This is a genomic window from Flavobacterium sp. PL12, from assembly GCF_039123485.1.
Taxonomy (GTDB): Bacteria; Bacteroidota; Bacteroidia; order Flavobacteriales; family Flavobacteriaceae; genus Flavobacterium; species Flavobacterium weaverense.
Genome location: NZ_JBANDI010000006.1, coordinates 28,730 through 53,261 on the forward strand (window position 1 = coordinate 28,730; position 24,532 = coordinate 53,261).

Here is a 24,532-nt window from a genome sequence, read left to right on the forward strand (position 1 = left end):
AATGCTACTACTTGAATGAATAGTGCTATTACGTTAAGAAATTCAGAGCTAAATTTGAGAAAATAAAATATTTAATGGTATGGGAAATATAGTTAAAAGGCCTGAATTCAAGGCAAAGTATGATAATTTTATAGGAGGAGAATTTGTTCCACCTATTGGCGGACAGTATTTTGATGTTGTTTCTCCCATAGATGGAAAAGTGTTTACTAGAGCAGCACATTCGACTAAAGTAGATGTGGATTTTGCAGTTGATAAAGCGCACGAAGCCTTCCAAACCTGGGGAAAAACATCCGCTACAGAGAGAAGTACCGTTTTAAACAAGATAGCGCAAATTATTGAAGACAATTTGGAATATTTAGCCGCTATTGAAACGGTAGATAATGGAAAAGCAATTCGCGAGACACTTGCTGCTGACATGCCATATGCAGCAGATCACTTTAGATATTTTGCTGGTGTAATTAGAGCAGAAGAAAGTTCAATTACAGAGCTTGATGAGGATACAGTTTCTATTGCTTTAAGCGAACCTTTAGGTGTTATTGCACAAATAATTCCATGGAATTTTCCAATTTTAATGGCTGTTTGGAAATTAGCACCAGCGCTTGCAGCTGGAAATACAGTGGTTTTAAAACCTGCAGAAAGTACACCAATTTCCATTTTAATATTGATGGAATTGATATCAGATGTGCTTCCTGCTGGTGTAATAAATATCGTGAATGGTTTTGGTGCTGAACTAGGAAGAGCATTGGTAACGAATAAAAAAGTGTCTAAAGCTGCATTCACAGGCTCAACTCCAACAGGAAGGTTAGTGATGCAATATGCAACTGAGAATATAATTCCAGTAACATTAGAATTAGGTGGAAAATCTCCAAATATTTTTATGAAGTCAGTAGGGGATGCCGATGATGCATTTTATGACAAAGCGATTGAAGGTGCTGTATTATTTGCATTCAACCAAGGAGAAATATGTACATGTCCTTCAAGACTTTTAGTGCATGAAGATATTTATGAAAAATTTATTGCGAGAGTTATCGAGAGAACGGAAGCAATAATAATGGGGAATCCATTGGATAAAACAACTACAATGGGAGCTCAAACCTCATTAGTTCAAAAAGAAAAAATTCTTAGTTATATAAAATTAGGTAAAGAAGAAGGTGCAGAAGTTTTAACGGGCGGTGAGGAAAATCATCTAGGTGGCGAACTTGCAGGTGGTTATTACATTAAACCAACGCTTTTTAAAGGGAATAATAAAATGCGTATTTTCCAAGAAGAGATTTTTGGACCAGTATTGGCAGTAACGACTTTTAAAACCACTGAAGAAGCTATTGCTATTGCAAATGATTCTATGTATGGATTAGGTGCTGGAGTTTGGACTCGTGATGCGCACGAAATTTACCAAGTTCCTAGAGCTATTCAAGCTGGACGTGTTTGGATCAATCAGTACCATTCTTATCCTGCTGGAGCTCCTTTTGGTGGTTACAAACAATCTGGTATTGGACGTGAGAATCACAAGATGATGTTGGGACATTATCGCCAAACTAAAAACATGTTGATTTCTTATAATAAGAATAAATTAGGTTTCTTTTAATAGTAATGATTATTGGTTAATCATAAACCTGGTAGATTGTAAAATTTACCAGGTTTTATTTTAAAATTAAATCCTATGAAAAGAAGAATTGACGCTACAGAAAAAGCAGTAGAATTAATAAAAATTTTACAAGAAAAGCACGGTGATTTGATGTTTTACCAAGCCGGTGGATGTTGTGAAGGAACTCAGCCGCAATGTTTTGAAAAAGGTGGTTTTTATCAGCGCATGGGTGACGTATGCATTGGTACAATTGAGGATACAGAGTTTTGGGTGGACAATGATTTATTCGAATATTGGAAACATTCTCACTTTACTTTAGATGTCATTGATGCATTTGGAGTAGGAGGTTTTTCCTTAGAAACGCCATTAAAAAAAACATTCCGTATTGAATATAGAATCTTCACGCCGGAAGAGGAGCTATCTCTAGAACCATTAAAGTTTATAGAGTAAGATTAGTTGATTATATAAAGTGCTTGGTATTGCTTAGGAGTAATTCCTTCATGTTTTTTAAATAATCGTATAAAGTAATTAGAATCTTCAAATCCTGATAAATAGCAAACCTCATTAATTTGAATCGTTGGATTTTTCAGTAGTTGCTTAGCGCATCTAATTTTTTCGCTAATCACAAATTCGATAGGACTCATTCCTAATTCTCTTTTGAATAGTCGATAAAATGAAGTGGTACTCATACAAGCCTTTTCGCTGAGATTCTTTAAACTTATGTTTTCCTTTAAGTTGGATCGAATGAATTCTACAACTTGTGTGATTGGGTTTTTCGGATCGCTGTATTCACCATCGTTAATTGCTTTCGCAGTTTGAGTTTGGATAATCCGAATCAATAATTCTTGTAAAGTTAAATCAGCTAATACATCTTTGGTAATCGAAGTACTCATGCATTCTTTTATCAATTTATTGATTGTAGAAGCTAATTCCACATTATTGTAAAAGAAGTAATTTTGATAGTTGAGTTGCCAGAAATTCGAATTTCCCTCCTTAGGATACCTTTCGTTTAAATAGTGTAAAGTGTTTGTAATCTTAGCATGGTCTATCGCCAAAGCTAAACATTGTGTAGGATTGTTTTTAGAAGCTTCAGGAAAGTCAATTTTCATTTCCACATTAGAAGGAATAACTACTGTTTCTCCTGGTAAATAAACAAAACTGGGATCGTCAAAAAGATGCATTACCTTCTTTCCTCTCAACATGCTCGTAACCACAAAGTCATTGAATTTTAATGGTACTGATTGAGTAGGTTCATATGTCTCAAAAATATTTAACTCACAGTGATTTAGGGAATAAACGGTTCTATTCTCCACTAATGTTTTTAATGATTTTTCATTTGATAATGATGGAGGATGTATAAAGGCACGATTACTATTCATAGATTTAAACTTAAAAAAGGCGAAGTTTAAATTTAAGGAAAATAATAGTATGGATTACAAATGAATTTACTAATTAACAAAAATTAATCATTTGATTAACGTTAAAATGAAATTGTTCCTGCTAGCTCTTTTAACGCGATTTCTGATAATTTAGCTTGAAATTGTGCGTTGCTGTAACGAACTTTTGCATTCACATAATTTAATTGTGCTGTTCTGAACTCAAGAGTAGTAATAGTACCAATTTTAAATTTATCTAGTGTGATATTTAAATTTTGATTGGCTATAGCCTCATTTTTCTCTTCTAAATCAATCAGCTCTAGATTTGTCATATACGTTTGATATGAAGTCGCTAATTGAGAATAAAGTTGCTCATTTTGCTGATCAAAAGCTAGTTTAGAGTTATCAATTTGGATTTTAGCAATCTGTTCATTTCTATTCTGTGCAAAACCATCAAATAAATTTAACGAAGCACTAAAACCATAGTTCAAACCTCTCGCAGAAGATTCTGTTGTAAAGCCAAGGCTAGACTGACTTTCTGAAAAATTGTAGCCCGTGTTTAGTCTAACAGTTGGATATCGAGTTCCTTTAATTTGTTTTAATTGTAATTCTGCTACTTTTCTATTTATAATTTGAGCTTCTAATTGTGGATTTTGTTTTTCTGCTAACTCCGTTAATTGGGGAAGTAGTAAAGTAGAATCAACTGTTATTGAATCAACAACATTAAAATCTGTCTTGACATCTCTTGCAAGGATCTGATTTAAAACAATTTTAGTGTTTGCATATAATTCCTTTTGTCTAAGTAATGCTACTTTATCAGTATTTAAATCGACTTGCGCATTTAAAACTTCCAACTTAGATGCTTTTCCAATGGAGAATCTATTTTGAGCCAAATTTAAACGCTGGTTCGAAATTACAATTGTAGTGTCTAAGGCTGCTAACTGTTGTTGCTGCTGCACAAGATCAAAATAGGTTGCGTTTACATCACTTATCTTTGTGATTATCGTCATTTTAAGTTGCGCTTCGCCTAGCTTTTGAAGTTCTTTCAATTGATCTAGTTTCGCAAACATTTTAAAACCATCAAAAATGGTCCAGTCTAAACCAACACCATAATTCAAATTACTACTTTTTCCATTATTCAAAGTGGTCACCGTACCGTCAGCACGTGTTTGAGAAAGATTCTGGATTCCGTTATTATCAACGATTGTTGCAGTAGCTTTAGGAAGCATTCCTGCGTTACCTGAAGTAACGTTGGTTTTACTAATTAATGAATTATTAGATGCAATTTTTATTTCGTAGTTGTTTTCCAATGCGATTTTTACAGCATTTTCTATTGTTAATACTTCTTGTGCGTTAACATTAACTGCAAAAAAGAATAGCACAATCAAACTTCGAAATATTATTTTATTATGTGTCATAATTATATTTTGTTGGACACGAAAAGTGTTTTTAGACATTTAAGTTGTAAGTTTTACTTTTCGTGATATATCTATTCCTCTTTATTAATTAACGTCTTTTTCATATTCTTCAATATGGTCAAACTCTGGATAATGCTTTCTCGCTTTAGACCACATTAAGTATAGCGCAGGAATAACAAACAAAGTTAAGACCAAAGAGAAAATTGTTCCTCCTACGATTACAACTCCCATTCCCATTCTACTTGTAGAAGCTGCACCAAAAGATATCGCAATAGGAAGTGCACCTAGAGAAATTGCTAAACTCGTCATTAAAATAGGACGTAATCTTGCTTCTGAAGCTTCCAAAATGGCTTCTAATTTTGGTTTTCCTTGCTCTCGGAGTTGATTGGCAAATTCGACAATTAATATTCCGTTTTTAGTTACTAGACCAATTAGCATGACGGTTCCAATTTGGCTAAAGATATTCCACGTTTGGTTAAATAACCATAACGAGAACAGAGCACCTGCCACTGCCATTGGCACTGTTAAAATAATAATGAATGGATCTATAAAACTTTCAAACTGTGCTGATAGGATTAGGAAGATTAATAATAATGCTAGTCCAAAAGCAAATGCTGTATTCGAACTACTTTCAACAAAATCTCGAGATTCTCCACCTAAATCAGTAGTGAAGGTATCGTCTAAAACTTTGGCTTTTATTTCATTCATCGCATCAATTCCATCATTGATACTTTTACCAGGAGCAAGACCTGCAGAAACAGTCGCCGAGAGATATCTATTGTTATGGTATAATTGCGGCGGATTACTTTGCTCTTCCACATTAACAACGTTGTCCATCTGGATTAATTCACCTTTCTTGTTTTTAACAAACATCGAAGTTAAGTCAAGAGGTTTAGATCGATCTTTTTGATCAAACTGACCAATTACTTGGTACTGCTTTCCATTTCGCATAAAGTAACCAAAACGCTGTCCACTTAAAGAGAGTTGCAACGTTTGTGCAATGTCAATTACTGAAATCCCTAAACTTTCTGCTTTTTCGCGATCTATTGTTACATTAATTTCAGGTTTGTTGAATTTTAAATTCACATCAGTAATGGAGAAAGTCTCATTTTTAGCAGCTTCATCCATAAAAATTGGAATTTTTTCTCTCAATTTCTCGAAATTCGGTGCTTGAATTATATATTGTATTGGTAAACCACCACGTCTATTTACAGCGATAGTTGGCTGTTCGATAATGGATGTTTTAGCCTCGGGATAACGCTTGGTCCATTTTGTAAGTTTCTCGGCAATCTCTTTCTGAGAGTCAGTTCTTTCACCAGGATCGACTAATGAAACACGGATAAATCCACTATTCACAGATGAAGATCCAAAACCAGGAGAGGTAATAACTAAACTCACCTTTTTTCCAGGAATAGAATCATCCACTAATTTAGATATTTCTTGCATGAATCGGTCAGTATACTCATAAGAAGAACCTTCTGGAGTAGTCATACGCATCACAAAACTACTTCGATCGTCATAAGGCGCTGTCTCTTTTTGTAATAAATTAAAAAACAAATAAATCAGTCCAAAACAAACGAATAAAATAGGGAAACTCAGCCACTTTCTTTTCATGAAATTAGATAGTGAATCCGCATATCCTTTATTCAATTTCTGGAAATAAGGCTCTGTTTTAAGATAAAAATTTGATTTCTTTTGTTCGCCACCTTTCATCAAGTACGCGTTCAACATAGGAGTTAACGTTAGTGATACAAAGGCTGAAATAAGAACAGCGGCGCCAATCACGACGCCAAATTCCCTAAATAGCCGCCCGACAAATCCTTCGAGGAAAATAACAGGTAAAAATACAGCTGCTAAGGTTACGGAAATCGAAATTACAGCGAAGAATATTTCATTTGAACCTTTAATTGCAGCCTCGATTGGAGTCATTCCTTCTTCAACTTTCTTAAAAATATTTTCGGTAACAACAATTCCATCATCAACTACAAGTCCTGTTGCAAGAACAATGGCTAGTAAAGTCAATACGTTGATCGAGAATCCAAAAAGCCACATTATAAAGAAGGTAGCAATTAATGAAACCGGAATATCAATTAGTGGTCTAAATGCAATCGCCCAATCTCTAAAGAATAAAAAGATAATTAAGATTACTAAAATAATCGAAATCCCCAGTGTTTCCGCTACTTCAATAACGGATCTTTTAACAAAAATAGTGTTATCGATCGCTATATTTAATTTTATGTCTTGCGGTAAATCCTTTTTCAAGGCTTCAAAAACTTTGTAAAATTCTTTAGATATATCTAGATAATTGGCACCAGGTAAAGGAACAATCGCAACACCAACAAGAGGAGTACCAGATTGTGTCATTTTAGTTTCAATATTTTCAGGACCTATACTAGCACTTCCAATATCACTTAAACGAACAATTTTATCTCCTTCAGAACGTATAATGATATTATTAAATTCCTCGGCAGTAGAAAGATTACCAACAGTTTTTACTGTTAATTCGGTGTTAGCGCCTGTCAGTTTTCCAGAAGGTAATTCAACATTTTGTTTATTCAAGGCCTCTCTTACTTCTGAAACCGTGCAGCCGTAAGATGCTAATTTAATTGGATCAATCCACAAACGCATTGCGTATCGTTTTTGTCCCCAAATTTGGACACCACTCACGCCAGGAATTGTTTCTAAACGTTGGGAAATTACATTTTCAGCATAATCACTAAGTTCTAGTGCGCTTCGCGTATCACTCTGAACTGTCATCGAAATAATTGCTTCACCATTGGCATCAGCCTTGGAAACAACAGGAGGAGAGTCAATATCTTGTGGAAGATTACGCACTGCTTGTGACACTTTATCACGAACATCATTGGCGGCGTCTTCAAGATTTTTATCCAGATTAAATTCGATCGTAATATTACTACTTCCTTGCGCACTCGAAGAAGTTACGTTTCGAATTCCGTCAATTGAGTTAATTGCCTTCTCTAAAGGTTCTGTAATTTGGGATTCGATGATATCAGCATTTGCACCAGCATAATTGGTACGAATAGAAACTTGAGCAGGATCAATTGATGGAAATTCTCGAACACCCAAAAAAGTATATCCTATTAATCCGAATAACACAATGGCCAAATTGATCACTATGGTCATTACTGGTCTTCTAATACTTGTAGTTGATAAACTCATTTAAATTTTTATTTTGATTGTTGGTTTTTAGATTAAAATTAAAATCTAATTGCGAAATCTATTTTACTATAACTTTAACGGGATCATCATTTTTTAATGCCATCACACCATTTGTAATAACGGTATCACCTTCTTTCAAACCTGAAAGTACTAAAACCGAAGTTTCTGTTCTTGTAGCGGTTTCTATCATTAATTCTTTCGCTAAACCGTTATTAGAAATAAAAATTTTCTTTCCATTTTGGACTGGAATAATCGCTTCAGTAGGAACAACAATCGCGTCTTTTATAATATCTAACGGTAATTCTACGTCTGCAAAAGTTCCCGGTAATAATTTACCATCTTTATTCTCTGCAATAGCACGAACTTGTAAAGTTCTAGTGGCTACGGCTATTTCTGGCTCAATCGCATACACTTTTGCTGTATATCTTTGTTCTGAACCTGCAACTTTAAAGCTAATAGTAGTGTTTGTTTTAACTTGAGTTGCGTATTTTTCAGGGATCGAAAAAGTAATTTTTAATTTTCCTGTATTAACTAGTTTTGTTACTAAAATTGCTGGCGTAATATAAGTTCCAGGAGAAATAGAACGCAAGCCAATTTTACCAGAAAATGGCGCTCTTACAGATGTTTTTGCGATTTGGGCTTGTATCAACTGACTTTGGGCTTGTGCAGATTTTAAATCGGCTCTTGCTAAGTCATATTCTTCTTGACTTATTGCCTCTTTTTGCAATAGTAATTTTGCTCTTCTCTCGTTTTCAGAGGCTAGACCTTCTTTAGTAGAGGATTGTCTTAATTGAGCTCTTAATTCAATATCATTAACTTTAAAAAGAACTTGTCCTTTACTAACATTGCTTCCTTCTTTAAAATAAATACTTTCAACTATACCTGAAACTTCACTACGAATTTCAACTTGCTCGTTTGCTTCGATAGAACCAGAAAGGGATAAGTTATTATCAAATGTTTGATATTTAACAACGATTCCAGTCAAAGTCATTGCTTTAGACTTGCCTTTTGGACCTTTAGAATCTCCTGCTTTGTTACTATTTGAGTTAATTCTGTAACCAATAAAGCCAATAATTCCAACGGCTAGTAAAGTGTAAACTAGGTATTTAATTTTCATATTTAAAGTTATAAAGTAAGAATAAAAAGCAATCTAATTATTTCAAAAAAACAAATTTAGTTTTTAGAATCTTAAATAGTGAATTTGTTAAATATTATTTAACGTTTGTACATACAAATATTAATTAAAACACAAAATTAGCCACCTAAAGTTCCTAAAACTTCAATTGAACAAGACTGTAAAAAATGATAAAGGTTTAATTATGTTGTAAAAAAATATTAGCTAATATAATTCCAGATATTTTTTTTCTTAGTCATTTCGATGTAAACTGCACGTAAGGACGCATGTTCTGGCTTTTGCATAGCAGCATCTTCCTTCAATAATTTCATGGCATAATTTCTGGCTAATGCCAAAGTATCGCGATCTCTGACTAAATCAGCGATTTGTAAATTTAGTACACCACTTTGCTGAGTTCCCATAAGATTTCCGGGACCTCGTAGTTTTAAGTCTACTTCGGCAATTTCGAAACCATCATTCGTTCGAGCCATTGTTTCCATTCTTGTCTTGCTATCGGTACTCATTTTATGGCTCGTCATCAAGATGCAATAACTTTGTTCGGCACCACGTCCCACACGACCGCGAAGTTGATGAAGCTGTGATAATCCAAAACGTTCAGCACTTTCGATTATCATTACACTCGCATTAGGAACATTAACGCCAACTTCAATAACCGTTGTAGCCACCATTATATTTGTTTTGCCTTCATAAAAGCGTTTCATTTCAGCATCTTTATCTGCTGGTTTCATCTTTCCATGCAAAATAGAAATTGAATATTGCGGAAGTGGAAAATCTCTTGAAATACTCTCATAACCATCCATCAAATCTTTATAATCCATTTTTTCGGATTCTTGAATAAGAGGATAAACGATATAAATTTGTCTTCCTAAAGCAATTTCATCTCTCAGAAATTTCCAAACTTTCAATCGATTGCTATCAAAACGATGTACTGTTTGAATTGGTTTTCTACCGGGAGGCAGCTCGTCAATTACTGAAATGTCTAAATCACCATACAAACTCATCGCTAAAGTACGAGGAATAGGAGTGGCGGTCATTACTAATACGTGTGGTGGAATTGTATTTTTTTTCCACAATTTAGAACGTTGCTCTACCCCAAAACGATGTTGTTCATCAATGACAGCAAGACCTAAATTTTTAAATTTCACTTTATCTTCTATTAAAGCATGCGTTCCAATAAGAATATCTAAAGTACCGTTTTCCAGTTCCTCATGAATTATTCTGCGTTGTGCAATTCTAGTTGAACCTGTAAGAATTCGAATGTTGATATTCACGCTTTCTGCTAATTCAGATAAACCGATAAAATGCTGATTGGCTAAAATTTCTGTTGGTGCCATCAAGCACGCTTGGAAGCCATTATCTAATGCTAAAAGCATACTCATAAATGCGACAATAGTTTTACCAGAACCTACGTCTCCTTGCAATAATCGGTTCATTTGGGCATTGCTACCCATGTCGTTTCTAATCTCTTTTATTACTCTTTTTTGCGCATTAGTCAATTCGAAAGGCAAATGATTTTGATAAAAGTCATTGAAATATTCACCGACTTTAGTAAAGGGATGTCCTTTTATTTTATGTTTTTGGATGAGATTTTTAGTAATTAACTGCAATTGAATAAAAAACAATTCTTCAAAAATCAATCTAAATTTTGCTTTGGCCAAGATTTCTGGGCTTTTTGGAAAGTGAATGTTGAATAAAGCTTCTTTTTTAGAAATCAATTTTAATTCTGAAATCAAGTAGTCGGGCAATGTTTCGATAAACAATGTCTGAGTTTCAATAAACAATTGCTGCATCATTTTATTGATGACTTTATTTGAAACCCCGCGATTAGTCAAAGTTTCAGTCGATGGATAAACGGGTTGCATTGCAGAACGCAGACTTTGTTTGTGCTCCGCCATTAGTTCGATTTCCGGATGTGCCATGTTAAACATATTTCCAAAGGAAGTACATTTTCCAAAAATCACGCAGACTTCATTCACTTTCAAGCTTTCGCGAATCCACTTATGACCTTGAAACCAAACCAATTCCATTTGTCCCGTATCATCAACGAAGGTTGCGACGAGGCGTTTTTGGTTTTTACCAAATTCAACTGTTTTAACGTTTATTATTTTCCCAATAATTTGAACTTCAGCACCATTATTCTGTAGCTCATTAATTTTGTAATAACGCGTTCGATCAATATATCTATTTGGAAAAAAGTTGACCAAATCCGAATACTTATAAATCCCTAACTCCTTACGTAGCAATTCGCCCCGATTATGGCCGACACCTTTTAGGAATTCTATGGGAGTAAGTAGTAGGTTTTGCTGCATCGTGCGAAGATAGTTCTTTGTTTTTAATTTTGAAAATTGGTGTATTTTACAAAGAAAAATATTGCAATAATAGCCTTTTTAGTGATTTTATCTAAATATATAAAATAAGACTATTTGAAATTCATTTCTACTTCATAACTTTCTTAGATGAAACATAAAAAAGTAAAATTTCAATATTGAACAGATAGTTTAGCAATCCCCAAATAACATAATCCTTTTCAAGTAGTAGAATTATTGTAAAATTTCCTTTTAAACACAATATCTTTGCTAAAATAAAATTTAAAAAATGACAACTCATCTCGCACTTCTTCGTGGCATCAATGTTTCTGGTCACAGTATGATCAAAATGGATGCTCTTAAGACTACTTTAGAAAATATCGGTTTTCGAAATGTGGAAACCTATATTCAATCTGGAAATGTTTTTGTAGATACCGACGAGGAAAATGCAGCAGCAGTTGGTTTTAAGATTAAGCAAGAAATCTTTAAAATTTTCGGTCATGAAGTTCCGGTTGTAGTTATTGGTAAACAAGACCTTGAAGCTTGTTTTAAAAACAATGCTTATTTAAAAGAGAAAGAAGTAGATTCTAAAAAGTTATATGTTGCTTTTATTTCGACCACTTTATCGAGTACAAGTATGAATGATTTGAGAATTAGTCAATTTAAACCCGATGAAGCTAGTATTGACGGAAATAAAATTTTTATTAAGTACGCTGTTGGAGCCGGAAAGACACGGTTTGATCAAAAATATATTGAGAAAAAATTGAATGTAATTGCTACAATTCGAAATTGGAATACGGTTACGCAATTGCTTAAAATGTATGAGGAGAGATAATTTTATAGTCTTCACTTTCTGTTGTGCTTTTTCTTTTTAGTTTGTCTCGCTGGAAGCGTCCCAACTTTAGACAGCAACGTAATTGAGACGCTTCCAGCGTGACAAAAGTACTCATGATAAGTTTTGAAAATACTTCGCAGTTTCGTTAATGTTCAGCATGTCGCGAAGTAATAAACCAAAATTATTTTGGAAGTAAATCACAATACCAAAATCCAAAATTAAAAACATCTAAAGAACTTGTTTCACAAGCTGAATTAGATGAATCCTCTTGTGTTGGTTGCTCATATTTTCGGTAAACGATATCTCCTATATTAAAGCTAATTGGCTTAGAGAATATTGGTCCATCAAAAGTAAAGGTATGAAATTCTCCATTTTCTCCACATACATCTACATTGTCTGGCAAATCATTAATGAAATCCTGATTAATGATTCGACCCACAAAACTTTTATCTAAAAAACGTTCGTTTACACAAACGACAATAGTTTTAAATCCTAAACTTATGAATTCTTGAATTAAATTAATGGTTGGTATTTGCCAAAGCGGAAATACAGTTTTAAAACCTATTTTGGATAATTGATCTTCTCTATATTTACGTAAATCTTCCAACAAAATATCGCCAAAAATAGAATGTGTTACTCCTTGATCTTTTAGCTTCATTAAAGTTTCATTCATCACATTTTCATATGCTTCCATCGTTGGCGTTTCAGGAATTTGCATAATTTCAAGAGGAATTCCGAGACTTTCTGCTTGTTTTTTCAAAAGTTCAACACGCACTCCATGCATAGAAATGCGCTGAAACTCTTGATTTACGCTAGTTAGTAAACAAGAGATTTCAAATTCAGAATTTTGGATTACTTTGTATAATGCTAAAGCAGAATCTTTTCCGCTGCTCCAGTTAAAAATGGCTTTTGGTTTCAATAGTTATTTATTGTAGTTTTCTAACTGTAAACTTACGCTATTCAATTTATTTTTTAATTAAATGATTGTAACTTTGAGTTTTTAGTATAAAATAATAGCAATGAAATATCTCTTCCTCTTTGTAACTTCTTTCATTTTTGCACAACAAACTCAATTTACTGATTTTAAATCAGTTTTAGGAAAAATTACTATAAATCCTGTTAGCAGATCAATTGCAGGCGATGTTTACTATGATTTTGAAGTATTGAAACCCATTGATACGATTAAAATTGATGCTCAAAACATGATATTCTCAAATGTAAAATTGAATGGTAAAATAGTCAATTTTATATACACGATGAAAGAATTACAAATCATTTTCCCTTTCCAAAAAGGAAAAAATAAATTGAGTTTTTCTTATTCCGCTACGCCAAAACAAACACTTTATTTTGTTGGTTCAGAAGAGAAGAACAATCTCCAAATATGGACGCAAGGACAAGGTAAATATACTAGTCATTGGTTTCCTAGCTTTGATGATGTAAATGAAAAAGTGATTTTTAATTTGAATATTGTTTTTAATAAAGAGTACCAAATTATCTCGAATGGAAAACTTGATTTTAAATCAGAATTTAATGGAATGTCGGTATGGAATTATAGAATGAAAAAACCAATGAGTTCCTATTTATTGATGCTAGCCATTGGAAAATATGGACAGCAAAAGCAATTATCTCACTCAGGAATCGCTCTAGAAATGTACTACGAACCGAAGGACAAAGAGAAATTTGAACCTACTTATCGCTATTCTAAGAAGATGTTTGATTTTCTCGAAAAAGAAATAGGAGTGAAGTATCCATGGGAAATTTACAAACAGACACCTGTTCGTGATTTTTTGTACGCTGGAATGGAAAATACTTCTTCAACTTTATTCTCAACTCGCTATGTTGTAGATTCAATTGGATTTGCTGATCGAAATTACACAAATGTAAATGCACATGAATTAGCACATCAGTGGTTTGGTGATTTGGTAACCGCCGAGAGTAGTAAACACCATTGGTTGCAAGAAGGATTTGCGACGTATTATGCTTTGCTAGCAGAAAGAGAAATATATGGCGAAGATTACTTTTACTCTAAACTATACGAATCCGCTCAGCAACTTAAATTTGCTTCACGATCTGATACTATTCCTGTTTTAAATGCTAAAGCGAGTTCTTTAACTTTTTATCAAAAAGGAGCTTGGGCTTTATTTGTTTTAAGAGAAGCGATCGGTGATAAAAAATTCAAAAAAGCGGTAAAAGCGTATTTGAGAAAAAATTCTTTCAAATCAGTAAATACGGAAGATTTCTTTACTGAAATAAAAAAAGTATCGTCTTTTGATTTAAAAAGTTTTAGTAAAGTTTGGCTTGAATCAAGTGAGTTCAATACTTTAGAAGCGAATAAGTTACTTAAAAAAAATAAAGCAACAGCTGTTTTTCTAGAAGTGGATAAATTAAGAAATAAATCTTTGGTAGAAAAGAAGAAGTACTTTACTGAAATTATGCAATCCGATGTGTATTACACTATTAAGGAAGCTGTGTTAAATCAAATTAATAATGAAAAATTTGAAGACAAAAAAGAACTTCTAGTTTTAGCTTTGCAGACTAATAATGTAAAAGTTCGCCAAGCTGTAGCACGAACTGTAAATAATATACCAGAAGATTTTAGAGCTGAATATGAATCGTTGTTAGACGACAGATCATATCAGACACAAGAAATCGCATTGTTCAATCTTTGGAATAACTTCCCCTTACAGCGGTTTAAATATTTGGATCAGTCTAAAAATTGGATAGGTTTCAACGATTATAATTTGAGAAATTTATGGTTATCGTTAGCGCTTACAACAGCAAATTATGCAGATGATAAGGAAGCTTTGATAAGTGAATTAATTGAGTATTCGTCAATAAATTTCGAAGCTACAACCCGACAAAACGCTTTAGAAAATCTAATAGCTTTTAAATTAATAAATGATGTTGTTTTGAGTAATTTAGTTAATGCAACTACACATCATATGTGGCAATTTTCTAAATTTGGAAGAGACAGTATTAGAAAACTATTGAAAAATAGCGAGATGAGAATTTCGTTTGAAAGGATCCTTCCCAAATTAAATGAAAATGAGCAGTTTCAACTTGAACGGTTACTAAAAGAATGAGATTTTAATATATCTTAGATTTTACCAATTTTATTCAATAATAATAATTTTATGAGAGCATTAGTAATTTCGGGTGGAGGAAGTAAAGGAGCATTTGCAGGCGGTGTTGCGCAATATCTTCTTGAAGTAGAGAAAAGAAAATATGATATTTTTATAGGAACTTCAACTGGTAGTTTACTAATCCCGCATTTAGCTTTAGGAAATATTGAAAAAATTCATCGCATTTATACTAATGTTGATATGAAGAAAATTTTTAATGTAAATCCTTTTATTGTAAAAAAGAAAAACGGTGTTGACATCGTAACAATCAATCATTTTAATGTCATTTGGCAATACATAAAGGGAAAGCGAACATTTGGAGAAAGTAATCGACTGCTGACTTACATTAAGAGAAATTTCAATACGGCTGATTTTAATAAGCTAAAGTCTTTAAATACTGATGTTGTTATTACAGTTACAAATCTTTCTAAAAATGAAGCTGAGTATAAGTCGATACACGATTTTAAGTATTCTGAATTTTGTGAGTGGATTTGGATTTCGAGTAATTACATTCCTTTTATGAGCCTAGTGACAAAAAATAATGATGAATATGGCGATGGCGGATTCTCTAGTTTAGTTCCTATTAGAGAAGCTATCAATCGCGGCGCTACTGAAATTGATGTTGTCATTTTAGAAAGTGAAGTAAATTTAGAAAAGGCTATTGTTGGTAAAAATCCTTTTTCACTAATGATTGATCTGTTCCGAATTGCCTTAGACCAAGTAGAAAAGCATGATATTGCTATTGGAAAGTTATTAGCAAATCATAAGAATGTAAAGCTGAATTTATATTATACGCCTGTAAAATTGACAAACAACGCACTTATTTTCAATAAAAAAGTAATGAAAGAATGGTGGAAACAAGGTTATGAATATGCCCAAAATAAATCAGAGTTAATGAGTGATAATAGGTGATCGCAGATTAATAAATCGCTACTATTTTACTATTTCTAATAAAATTTAAATGTATGAGTTCAATTACAAAGATATTTTCATTATTAATTCTAGTTTTTATTTTTAGCTGCAGCTCGTATAGAAATCATTTAAAAAATGTGCTGAATTCAACTAATCCAAAGATTAAAGGTGTAATGGATAATGCAAAACAGCACGAACTGCAGATTATTTACACTGAAATTATAAGAGATAAGAATGGCAAAGTTTCATTCAAAGATTACACTTATAATCTTAATACCACTAACTACTTTTACCCTGCTAGTACTATAAAACTTCCAATTGCTATTCTCGCGTTAGAAAAATTAAATACAATTGATAATACTTCAGTAAATACAGAATTTTCTATTGAAGGAAACAATGAAAAATTAAAATTTGCTGACGAAATTTCGAAAGTATTTGCAGTGAGCGATAATGCGGCTAGCACTAATTTATTTGAATTTATACGATTTGATTACATTAATCAAAAGATGACAGAGAAAGGTTTATCTCCATTTAGAATGAGTCATAGACTTTCTGGTGTTGATCCAAGAAACCCTTTAGTTAAATCCACTACATTATTTAAGGAAGATCAAGTTTTAATAGAATTTTCATCGAAACTAAATCAGGAAGTAACTGCTTTAAAACTGAGCGGAACTCACAAAGGAGTTGGCTATCTTAATGGAGAGGGAAAAGTGGTCAACGAATCATTCGACTTCTCTAAGAGAAATTATTATCCTTTGCAGTCCTTACACAGTACCTTAAAGCGCATTGTGTTTCCGGAGGCTTTTAAAGAAGAAGAGCGTTTCAAAATAACCGAGAATGACAGACAATTTCTATTGTATTCAATGCAGAATCTGCCAAAAAACGCTGGGTATGATGCTACTGAATATTACGATGGATATTGTAAATTTTTTATGTTTGGAGACACTCAAGAAAACATTCCTCCGTCAATAAAGATTTATAATAAAGTTGGAAATGCTTACGGAACAATGATAGACTGCGCTTACATCGTTGATGCAGAAAACAAGGTCGAATTCATGTTATCGGCCACAATCATCGCTAATAATAATGGAATATTTAATGATAATGTTTATGAATATGACACTGTAAGTTTGCCTTTTCTAGCTGAATTAGGTCGTCAATTATATGAGAGAAACAAACGTTAGAGATTTCTTTTAACTAGAATTTTCTGCATTACCACAATTGTCCGACCTCATTTTTGATAAATGATAGTGCTGCACTACTTGGTGTTGGTTTTTCGATAAAATCACTTACTACATAAGCACGTAAACTATCGGCATCTGTTACCTTGTCATTTTGAGTTGCTAAGCGAATCATTTGAATTGTAGCGTTTTTTGCTGTCATTATTATAGACCAACACTCTTCAGAAACATAAATTTGTTGCGATAAATTATGCTCGAATTCTTGATCTATTTGCGCTATCACAAAGTTTTGATAATCTACTTTGTCATTCGATAGCGGGTTTATTCGAACCATCATTTGCGAAGGATTAATTCGTTCCATTAAAAGCGTTATTCTTTCGTATGCTTGTAATCGCAACGGTAAAATAGCAGGAAGCGTATCTTTTTGCAACAACCACTTTCGCGTATTTTGCTGATCTTTAAAATAAGATATAAAAAGAAAATACGCCACGCCACCAGTTATAAGTGACGGTATTGAATAAGCTAATATTTCGATTATTCTAGTAGAATCCATTTTGAGTATAATTTGAAAAGCACAAATATACTTTTTAGATTATAAATCGCCGCCATTTAATTAGTAATAACTGTTTTCGAATGGTAATTTTGCCATTTACTGTCAAAAATTTAACACGGACTATTTTAATGGAAACTTACATATTAGTTTTACTTTGTTTAGCTGCTTTTGCTGCAGGATTTATAGATGCGATTGTGGGTGGAGGCGGACTAATACAAACTCCAATGGGACTTATTTTATTACCTAATCTTCCGGTTTCAACTGTAATAGGAACTTTAAAAGTCCCTGCATTCAGTGGAACTTCATTTGCAGCCTATCAATATCTAAAAAAAGTAAATATGAATTGGAAATTATTAAGTATTATGATGCTTCTAGCATTTCCGTCAGCTTTTCTTGGTTCAACTTTACTTACATATGTTAGCAATGATTTTATGAAACCTCTACTTTTAGTGGTTTTGTCGTTCTTAGTAATCTATACCTACGCAAAGAAGAATTTTGGTCAACATGCAGAAAAAAATCATTCCGCACGTACCCAAATTTTTAATGCTATAGGAATTAGTTTTATAGTAGGTCTGTATGATGGTTTTATTGGGCCAGGAACAGGGAGTTTCCTTGTTGTAGCATTTATAGCTATCATGGGATTTGATTTTTTACATGCTTCTGCAAATGCCAAAATGGTCAACTTATCGACAAATTTTGGTTCTATTTGTCTGTTCATATTAAAAGGTAAAATTATATGGGCTGTTGCGATTCCAATGGCTTTTAGTAATGCGCTTGGAGGTTGGCTTGGAGCTAAACTAGCGATTAACAAGGGAAATAGTTTTATTAGAATTTTCTTTTTGGTAGTTGTAATTGGAACTCTAATTCGTTTTGCATACGATGTGTTTTTTAAATAAAGGACTAGAAGCTCTATTAATAAAGACAGACACAAATTTCACAAATTAGCACTAATACTTAGATCTTCATATTACACTAATAGTTACAATAATTCATGGTTATCAAAATTATTTGCGCGATTCATCTAAAACTTAAATGTTCTTATATATCTTATATGGTAAAAACATTTAAACACTACATAATTATTAATTAAAAAGAATAATTTTTCTTCTCTGCAATCAGCCAAAATTTATAACGAAATCAATTATTCATTGTTCTTTTTTGATACTGAAAACCTCGATCTAAATTGCTATTTTTGTATAACAAAATTTAAAATTTCACATGCATAAATATATTGATCAGCTAAACGAAGCGCAACGTGAACCCGTTCTACAAAAAGAGGGTCCTATGATAATTATTGCAGGAGCAGGTTCTGGTAAAACTCGTGTGTTGACTATTAGAATTGCTTATCTAATGCATCAAGGAGTTGATGCTTTTAGTATTTTATCTTTGACTTTTACCAATAAGGCGGCACGCGAAATGAAAAAGCGTATCTCTGATATTGTTGGTGTTGGTGAAGCTAAAAATCTTTGGATGGGAACATTTCACTCTGTTTTTGCTCGAATTTTAAGATCAGAAGCGGAACATTTGGGTTATCCCTCTAATTTTACAATTTATGATTCTCAAGATTCATTACGTGCCATTTCTGGAATTATTAAGGAAATGCAGTTGGATAGAGATGTATATAAACCTAAACAAGTTTTAAGCCGAATTTCAAATTTTAAAAATAGCTTAATTACGGTTAAAGCATATTTTAATGACCCAGATTTGCAAGAAGCAGATGCGATGTCCAAAAAGCCACGTATGGGAGAAATTTATCAAAATTATGTAGATCGCTGTTTTAAATCTGGAGCGATGGATTTTGATGATTTATTACTAAAGACCAATGAACTTCTGACACGTTTTCCTGAGGTTCTTGCAAAATACCAAAACCGTTTTAGATACATTTTAGTTGATGAGTACCAAGATACGAATCACTCACAATATCTGATTGTACGTGCTTTATCCGATAAATTTCAAAATATTTGCGTGGTAGGAGATGATGCCCAAAGTATTTACGCGTTTCGCGGAGCGAATATTAATAATATTCTGAATTTTCAAAAAGATTACGAGGGAGTAAAAACATATCGATTAGAACAGAATTATCGCTCTACTAAAAACATAGTTGAAGCAGCTAATACTATTATTGATAAGAATAAAGTTAAATTAGATAAAGTCGTTTGGACTGCAAATGATTTTGGAGCTAAAATAAAAGTGCACCGCAGTTTAACAGATAATGAAGAAGGTCGATTTGTTGCTAGTACTATCTGGGAGCAGAAAATGCAGAATCAATTACACAACGGTGCTTTTGCTATTTTATATCGCACCAATGCACAATCACGTGCGATGGAAGATGCTTTGAGAAAAAGAGATATTCCGTATCGAATTTACGGAGGACTTTCATTCTACCAAAGAAAAGAAGTAAAGGATGTTTTATGCTATCTACGACTAGTTATAAATCCAAAAGATGAAGAGGCGTTGATGCGAGTGATCAATTATCCTGCTCGTGGAATTGGTAATACAACAATCGAAAAATTGACCATTGCAGCAAATCATTACAAGCGCTCGATGTTTGAAGTGATGCAAAATATAGAACGTATTGATTTAAAACTGAATTCAGGAACGAAACAAAAATTATTAGATTTTGTTACGATGATTCAAAGTTTCCAAGCAATAAATGAAAACCAAGATGCATTCTACGTAACGGATCACGTAGCTAAAAAAACAGGATTACTTCAAGAATTAAAGAAAGATGCTACTCCAGAAGGAATGGGCAAAATTCAGAATATTGAAGAGCTTTTAAATGGAATAAAGGATTTCACGGACGGTCAGAAAGAAGTCGACGGAGCGAGAGGAGCTTTGTCTGAATTTATGGAAGATGTGGCCTTAGCAACAGATTTAGATAAAGACACCAGTGATGAAGATCGCGTTGCTTTAATGACAATTCACTTAGCTAAAGGACTTGAATTCCCACACGTTTTTGTCGTAGGAATGGAAGAGGACTTGTTTCCTAGTGCAATGAGTATGAGCACCAGAAGTGAACTGGAGGAAGAACGTCGCTTATTTTATGTGGCTCTAACTCGAGCAGAACATCAAGCATATTTGACTTATGCACAGTCGCGTTATCGTTGGGGAAAATTGACAGATAGTGAGCCATCTCGATTTATCGAAGAAATTGATAGTCAGTATTTAGAATATTTATCGCCCCCTGAAAATAATTACCGCTATAAGCCAATGATTGATAGTGATATTTTTGGAGATGTTGATAAATCTAAATTACGCTTAGCTAAACCAGTAGGTGGGACTCCTCCGCAACCTACATCTAGTAGTGATTCTAAACCAGATATTAATGTTCGAAGACTAAAACCAGTTGCTACCAATGCATCTTCTGGAAGCGCTAATTTATTTGATAATAAATTAACTGCAGGAAATATTGTAATGCACGAGCGTTTTGGCAAAGGACAAGTGGTGAATCTAGAAGGCGTAGGAGCAGACAAGAAAGCAGAAATTAAGTTTGAAGTTGGTGGAATTAAGAAGCTCTTACTTCGCTTCGCAAAACTGGATATTATAGGTTAAAATCAAATTGCTTAAATTTGATAATTAGAAAAAAAGAGAAAAATGGCAGAATTTATAAAAATATACGAGAACAAACCTAACGAAGCGGCTATAGCCAAAGTAGTAAAGGTTTTGAGAGACGGAGGATTAATAATTTATCCCACGGATACAGTTTACGGATTGGGATGTGATATTACCAATACTAAAGCTCTAGAAAGAATTGCAAAGATTAAAGGTATAAAGCTTGAAAAAGCTAATTTTTCATTTATTTGTCACGATTTAAGTAATATTTCAGATTACGTGAGGCAAATTGATACGTCGACATTCAAAATATTGAAGAGAGCTTTGCCGGGTCCTTATACTTTTATTTTACCTGGGAATAATAATCTACCAAAGGAATTCAAAAAGAAAACTACTGTAGGTATTAGAGTTCCTAATAATTCTATTGCGCTCGAAATTGTAAAGGTTCTAGGAAACCCAATAGTATCTACTTCAATTAGAGATGATGATGATGTAATTGAATATACTACAGATCCAGAACTTATTTTTGAGAAGTGGCAAAATCTTGTAGACTTAGTTATTGACGGTGGTTATGGAGATAATGTAGGTTCTACAATTGTTGATTTATCTGGCGATGAGCCAATTATTATTAGAGAAGGAAAAGGGAGTTTAGATATTTTATAAGTAAATTCAAAAAATTGGCAAGATTATTGTAATTTTATATTAGAATTTAGTATGTTTACTAATAATTTAAACTTAGTTAGTTAAAAATAATTACAATATCTTATTCTTAATTATATTTAATTGGTTGTTAAAGAAGAATTGAGGATAGGTAAAGGCAGATCATTTTGATCTGCCTTTTTTTATTTATGACGGGAACGAACATGTAAACATATTTTTTGGATCAGTTTTAAAAATTGGTCATAAATAAAACGCCTCAAATTGAGGCGTTTTATTATTTAAATTAATCTAGGATTAATTATTGTTTTTGCTTTTTCATTTCTTTTTCAATCATTTCGTAGAACTGATCAATTTTTGGCAATACAACAATACGAGTTCTTCTGTTACGTGCTCTGTTTTCAGCAGAATCATTTGCAACTAAAGGAATGTATGAACTTCTTCCTGCAGCAATCAATTGCTCTGGTTTAACTCCTAATTGGTTTGTTAAAACACGGATAATTGAAGTAGAACGTTTAACACTTAAATCCCAGTTGTCTAACAATACACCTGAACCGTTAAGTGGAACATTATCAGTATGACCTTCAACCATACACTCAAAGTCTGGTTTATCATTAACTACTTTTGCAACTTTAGCTAAAACACCTTTAGCTTTATCAGTAACATCATAGCTTCCTGTTTTAAACAATAATTTGTCCGCAATAGAGATAAAAACAACTCCTTTTTCAACATTTATTTCGATATCTGGATCAGATATTCCTACTGAACTTTTTAAACTTGTCACTAAAGCAAGAGTTACACTATCTTTCTTAGTTAATGCATCTTGCATTCTACTAATTTTTAAATCTTTTTCTTTAATAGATTCTAAAGCTTTTTCAATACTTTGAGCACCTTTAGTAGTCAAAATTGTCATATCCTTAGATGTAGTGATTAGTGTTTGATTGTGTTCTTTCAAACCATCAACTCTAGCCATAAGACCCGCTTTTTCCTCTAAACAAGAATTTAATTTTACCGTAGCAGTATTTAGTAAATCTTGAGTTTCTTTATTTCTAGCTTCTAAGTCTGTATATTTCTTTTTTGAAACACAAGAAGTTAAAAGAGCCATTACCGATAAGGCGATTACGATTTTTTTCATAAATTGTTTAAATTTTTTGATTATAGTGTTAAAAGCAAAGTTACTTTTTTTAATTCTATTTAATTCTAAATAAATCGTTAAATACAATAACTTTCCTAATGTAATAGGAGTAAACGATACTTTTTACATTATAGTATTGCTGTTGTTGAAATTCAGTTCTTTTTCCATAATAAACCTTAAAAAAGCCATAAAAAGACCAATGGGCTTTTAATATTGCCCATAAGTGAGTTGGCTTTCCTTTCACTAAAAATTGTATTCCAGCAACTCCATCTAAGAGCATTCGAACCAAAAGAATTTTATACAGTTTTGACTTTGGAAGATTTTTAGTCAACATTAATAATGAATTCCTAAAATTCAAAAATGTTTTCATTGGGTGACCTTGTTGTAAAGTCGCTCCGCCAACGTGATAAACAACCGACTGCGAATTATATTTTATTATAAATCTTTTATTACGAGCTCTCCAGCATAAATCAATCTCTTCTTGATGAGCAAAAAATTCACCATCAAAACCGTTTAAATCATGATAAACTTGACTTCTAATGAAGAAGCAAGCTCCAGAGGCCCAAAATATTTCACAGTTATCATTATATTGTCCATTGTCTTTTTCTAAAGTTTCAAAAATTCTTCCGCGGCAATATGGATATCCATACTGATCTATATATCCACCAGCAGCTCCCGCATATTCAAAATACTGCTTTTGTTTAAAATCTAAAATTTTAGGTTGAATAATAGCAGTTTTAGGTTCTTTTTCAAATGTCGAAAGTATAGGTTGTAACCAATTTTTAGTTACCTCTATATCAGAATTTACTAAAGCATATATATCCGCTTTAATATATTTAAGCGACTCATTATATCCGCTTGCAAAACCAAGATTACTATCGTTTTTAATAATTTTAACCGATGGATAAAAAACTTCTAAAAAAGAAACAGAATCATCAGTTGATGCGTTATCAACGACGTAAACTGTAGCTTCAGTAGAATATTCAACGATGGATGGAAGAAATTTTTCCAACAATAACATTCCATTCCAGTTTAATATAACAACAGCTATTTCCATTTTAAAATTTAATTATTGGTTTTGATACATTGGTAATTCAGTAAGAAACTGGTATTTCTCATTTTCAAAATCCATTTGGCAAAAGTAATGATTCAAACCATTAGTTACCATCAAAAATTGGGCATTCATAGTCATATTATATCTAGCGATCTGATCAAAAGTAGCTTGAGCAATTGTAATTGCAGGCGCTTTACATTCGATTAATATAAAAATTGAACCATCTGAGTTAAACACTACAACATCATACCTTTTTCGTAATCCATTGACTTTTAAAACTTTCTCTACATTAATTAAAGATTTTGGATATTTTTTTTCTTCCAATAAAAATTGAACAACGTGCTGTCTTACCCATTCTTCTGGAGTGAGAATGATAAATTTTTTCCTGATTTCATCAAAAATAGACACTTTATTTTCGCTATTTTTGAATCGAAATTTATATGTTGAAAAATTCAATTGCTGCATAGAGCAAAAGTATAAAATAAGATTTAAAGATTAAAACGTAATATGTACGTACGTTTTGTTGCTAAG

The 24,532-nt window shown here is 32.7% G+C and carries 19 protein-coding genes; 9 read left to right on the plus strand and 10 right to left on the minus strand.

Translation table 11 applies throughout. The annotated features are described in order from the left end of the window. Nucleotides 1–79 precede the first annotated feature (79 nt). Nucleotides 80–1,585 (plus strand): aldehyde dehydrogenase family protein, encoded by a 1,506-nt coding sequence (locus tag RCH19_RS04385; protein WP_343022200.1) that lies wholly within the window; start codon nucleotides 80–82, stop codon nucleotides 1,583–1,585. A 75-nt stretch (nucleotides 1,586–1,660) separates the two neighbouring features. Continuing rightward, nucleotides 1,661–2,035 (plus strand): DUF779 domain-containing protein, encoded by a 375-nt coding sequence (locus RCH19_RS04390; RefSeq protein WP_343022201.1) that lies wholly within the window; start codon nucleotides 1,661–1,663, stop codon nucleotides 2,033–2,035. Between the two features lie 2 nt (nucleotides 2,036–2,037). On the opposite strand, the gene RCH19_RS04395 is transcribed toward RCH19_RS04390, so the two are convergent. The 5 genes from RCH19_RS04395 to recG all read right to left on the minus strand — a co-directional run bounded on the left by RCH19_RS04395 (nucleotide 2,038) and on the right by recG (nucleotide 11,003). Then, the gene (locus RCH19_RS04395) at nucleotides 2,038–2,964 is read right to left on the minus strand and encodes an AraC family transcriptional regulator (protein ID WP_121925144.1); all 927 of its coding nucleotides are present in this window, start codon (nucleotides 2,962–2,964) and stop codon (nucleotides 2,038–2,040) included. A gap of 101 nt (nucleotides 2,965–3,065) precedes the next feature. Beyond that, on the minus strand, nucleotides 3,066–4,379 hold the full coding sequence (locus tag RCH19_RS04400; RefSeq protein WP_343022202.1) for a TolC family protein: 1,314 nt from the start codon (nucleotides 4,377–4,379) through the stop codon (nucleotides 3,066–3,068). A gap of 84 nt (nucleotides 4,380–4,463) precedes the next feature. Then, on the minus strand, nucleotides 4,464–7,559 hold the full coding sequence (locus RCH19_RS04405) for an efflux RND transporter permease subunit (RefSeq protein WP_343022203.1): 3,096 nt from the start codon (nucleotides 7,557–7,559) through the stop codon (nucleotides 4,464–4,466). A 58-nt stretch (nucleotides 7,560–7,617) separates the two neighbouring features. Further along, the gene (locus tag RCH19_RS04410; protein ID WP_343022204.1) at nucleotides 7,618–8,676 is read right to left on the minus strand and encodes an efflux RND transporter periplasmic adaptor subunit; all 1,059 of its coding nucleotides are present in this window, start codon (nucleotides 8,674–8,676) and stop codon (nucleotides 7,618–7,620) included. A 218-nt stretch (nucleotides 8,677–8,894) separates the two neighbouring features. Beyond that, nucleotides 8,895–11,003: an ATP-dependent DNA helicase RecG gene (gene recG, locus RCH19_RS04415; protein WP_343022205.1), complete on the minus strand. Its 2,109-nt coding sequence runs from the start codon at nucleotides 11,001–11,003 to the stop codon at nucleotides 8,895–8,897. 286 nt (nucleotides 11,004–11,289) lie between these two features. Between recG and RCH19_RS04420 the strand changes: the two genes are divergently transcribed. After that, on the plus strand, nucleotides 11,290–11,835 hold the full coding sequence (locus tag RCH19_RS04420) for a DUF1697 domain-containing protein (protein ID WP_343022206.1): 546 nt from the start codon (nucleotides 11,290–11,292) through the stop codon (nucleotides 11,833–11,835). Nucleotides 11,836–12,016: 181 nt separating this feature from the next. Here the strand turns inward: RCH19_RS04420 and RCH19_RS04425 are convergent, their stop codons facing one another. After that, nucleotides 12,017–12,754 (minus strand): diphthine--ammonia ligase, encoded by a 738-nt coding sequence (locus RCH19_RS04425; RefSeq protein ID WP_343022207.1) that lies wholly within the window; start codon nucleotides 12,752–12,754, stop codon nucleotides 12,017–12,019. Nucleotides 12,755–12,854: 100 nt separating this feature from the next. Between RCH19_RS04425 and RCH19_RS04430 the strand changes: the two genes are divergently transcribed. From RCH19_RS04430 to RCH19_RS04440, 3 genes are read left to right on the plus strand one after another with little or no spacing between them, the layout of a single operon-like run. Beyond that, nucleotides 12,855–14,918 (plus strand): M1 family metallopeptidase, encoded by a 2,064-nt coding sequence (locus tag RCH19_RS04430; protein WP_343022208.1) that lies wholly within the window; start codon nucleotides 12,855–12,857, stop codon nucleotides 14,916–14,918. A 51-nt stretch (nucleotides 14,919–14,969) separates the two neighbouring features. Then, nucleotides 14,970–15,869 carry a patatin-like phospholipase family protein gene (locus tag RCH19_RS04435; protein WP_343022209.1) on the plus strand — a complete coding sequence of 300 codons (900 nt, stop codon included), beginning with the start codon at nucleotides 14,970–14,972 and terminating at the stop codon, nucleotides 15,867–15,869. A gap of 53 nt (nucleotides 15,870–15,922) precedes the next feature. Beyond that, a complete protein-coding gene (locus tag RCH19_RS04440; protein ID WP_343022210.1) occupies nucleotides 15,923–17,053 on the plus strand; it encodes a serine hydrolase in 1,131 nt (376 codons plus the stop codon). A gap of 28 nt (nucleotides 17,054–17,081) precedes the next feature. Here RCH19_RS04440 and RCH19_RS04445 read toward each other — a convergent pair whose 3' ends face one another. After that, a complete protein-coding gene (locus RCH19_RS04445; protein ID WP_343022211.1) occupies nucleotides 17,082–17,603 on the minus strand; it encodes a hypothetical protein in 522 nt (173 codons plus the stop codon). A gap of 128 nt (nucleotides 17,604–17,731) precedes the next feature. Between RCH19_RS04445 and RCH19_RS04450 the strand changes: the two genes are divergently transcribed. From RCH19_RS04450 to RCH19_RS04460, 3 genes are all read left to right on the plus strand, one after another. Further along, nucleotides 17,732–18,499: a TSUP family transporter gene (locus tag RCH19_RS04450; RefSeq protein ID WP_343022212.1), complete on the plus strand. Its 768-nt coding sequence runs from the start codon at nucleotides 17,732–17,734 to the stop codon at nucleotides 18,497–18,499. Between the two features lie 322 nt (nucleotides 18,500–18,821). Beyond that, the gene (locus RCH19_RS04455) at nucleotides 18,822–21,155 is read left to right on the plus strand and encodes a UvrD-helicase domain-containing protein (protein WP_343022213.1); all 2,334 of its coding nucleotides are present in this window, start codon (nucleotides 18,822–18,824) and stop codon (nucleotides 21,153–21,155) included. A gap of 42 nt (nucleotides 21,156–21,197) precedes the next feature. Beyond that, the gene (locus tag RCH19_RS04460) at nucleotides 21,198–21,818 is read left to right on the plus strand and encodes an L-threonylcarbamoyladenylate synthase (protein ID WP_343022214.1); all 621 of its coding nucleotides are present in this window, start codon (nucleotides 21,198–21,200) and stop codon (nucleotides 21,816–21,818) included. Nucleotides 21,819–22,113: 295 nt separating this feature from the next. On the opposite strand, the gene RCH19_RS04465 is transcribed toward RCH19_RS04460, so the two are convergent. From RCH19_RS04465 to RCH19_RS04475, 3 genes are read right to left on the minus strand one after another with little or no spacing between them, the layout of a single operon-like run. Continuing rightward, complete coding sequence (locus RCH19_RS04465) at nucleotides 22,114–22,947, minus strand: OmpA family protein (RefSeq protein ID WP_121925158.1); 834 nt, start codon at nucleotides 22,945–22,947, stop codon at nucleotides 22,114–22,116. A gap of 55 nt (nucleotides 22,948–23,002) precedes the next feature. Further along, on the minus strand, nucleotides 23,003–24,004 hold the full coding sequence (locus RCH19_RS04470) for a glycosyltransferase family 2 protein (protein ID WP_343022215.1): 1,002 nt from the start codon (nucleotides 24,002–24,004) through the stop codon (nucleotides 23,003–23,005). Between the two features lie 12 nt (nucleotides 24,005–24,016). Continuing rightward, the gene (locus tag RCH19_RS04475) at nucleotides 24,017–24,466 is read right to left on the minus strand and encodes a type I restriction enzyme HsdR N-terminal domain-containing protein (RefSeq protein ID WP_121925160.1); all 450 of its coding nucleotides are present in this window, start codon (nucleotides 24,464–24,466) and stop codon (nucleotides 24,017–24,019) included. Nucleotides 24,467–24,532 lie beyond the last annotated feature (66 nt).

What these genes read in the sequence shown, in the direction of transcription:
- RCH19_RS04390 (WP_343022201.1), top strand. Translation starts at nt 1,661, where the DNA reads ATGAAAAGAAGAATTGACGCTACAGAAAAAGCAGTAGAATTAATAAAA.
- RCH19_RS04430 (WP_343022208.1), top strand. Translation starts at nt 12,855, where the DNA reads ATGAAATATCTCTTCCTCTTTGTAACTTCTTTCATTTTTGCACAACAA.
- RCH19_RS04420 (WP_343022206.1), top strand. Translation starts at nt 11,290, where the DNA reads ATGACAACTCATCTCGCACTTCTTCGTGGCATCAATGTTTCTGGTCAC.
- RCH19_RS04385 (WP_343022200.1), top strand. Translation starts at nt 80, where the DNA reads ATGGGAAATATAGTTAAAAGGCCTGAATTCAAGGCAAAGTATGATAAT.
- RCH19_RS04465 (WP_121925158.1), bottom strand. Translation starts at nt 22,947, where the DNA reads ATGAAAAAAATCGTAATCGCCTTATCGGTAATGGCTCTTTTAACTTCT.
- RCH19_RS04435 (WP_343022209.1), top strand. Translation starts at nt 14,970, where the DNA reads ATGAGAGCATTAGTAATTTCGGGTGGAGGAAGTAAAGGAGCATTTGCA.
- RCH19_RS04445 (WP_343022211.1), bottom strand. Translation starts at nt 17,603, where the DNA reads ATGGATTCTACTAGAATAATCGAAATATTAGCTTATTCAATACCGTCA.
- RCH19_RS04470 (WP_343022215.1), bottom strand. Translation starts at nt 24,004, where the DNA reads ATGGAAATAGCTGTTGTTATATTAAACTGGAATGGAATGTTATTGTTG.
- RCH19_RS04440 (WP_343022210.1), top strand. Translation starts at nt 15,923, where the DNA reads ATGAGTTCAATTACAAAGATATTTTCATTATTAATTCTAGTTTTTATT.
- RCH19_RS04450 (WP_343022212.1), top strand. Translation starts at nt 17,732, where the DNA reads ATGGAAACTTACATATTAGTTTTACTTTGTTTAGCTGCTTTTGCTGCA.
- RCH19_RS04405 (WP_343022203.1), bottom strand. Translation starts at nt 7,559, where the DNA reads ATGAGTTTATCAACTACAAGTATTAGAAGACCAGTAATGACCATAGTG.
- RCH19_RS04395 (WP_121925144.1), bottom strand. Translation starts at nt 2,964, where the DNA reads ATGAATAGTAATCGTGCCTTTATACATCCTCCATCATTATCAAATGAA.
- recG (WP_343022205.1), bottom strand. Translation starts at nt 11,003, where the DNA reads ATGCAGCAAAACCTACTACTTACTCCCATAGAATTCCTAAAAGGTGTC.
- RCH19_RS04475 (WP_121925160.1), bottom strand. Translation starts at nt 24,466, where the DNA reads ATGCAGCAATTGAATTTTTCAACATATAAATTTCGATTCAAAAATAGC.
- RCH19_RS04455 (WP_343022213.1), top strand. Translation starts at nt 18,822, where the DNA reads ATGCATAAATATATTGATCAGCTAAACGAAGCGCAACGTGAACCCGTT.
- RCH19_RS04410 (WP_343022204.1), bottom strand. Translation starts at nt 8,676, where the DNA reads ATGAAAATTAAATACCTAGTTTACACTTTACTAGCCGTTGGAATTATT.
- RCH19_RS04460 (WP_343022214.1), top strand. Translation starts at nt 21,198, where the DNA reads ATGGCAGAATTTATAAAAATATACGAGAACAAACCTAACGAAGCGGCT.
- RCH19_RS04400 (WP_343022202.1), bottom strand. Translation starts at nt 4,379, where the DNA reads ATGACACATAATAAAATAATATTTCGAAGTTTGATTGTGCTATTCTTT.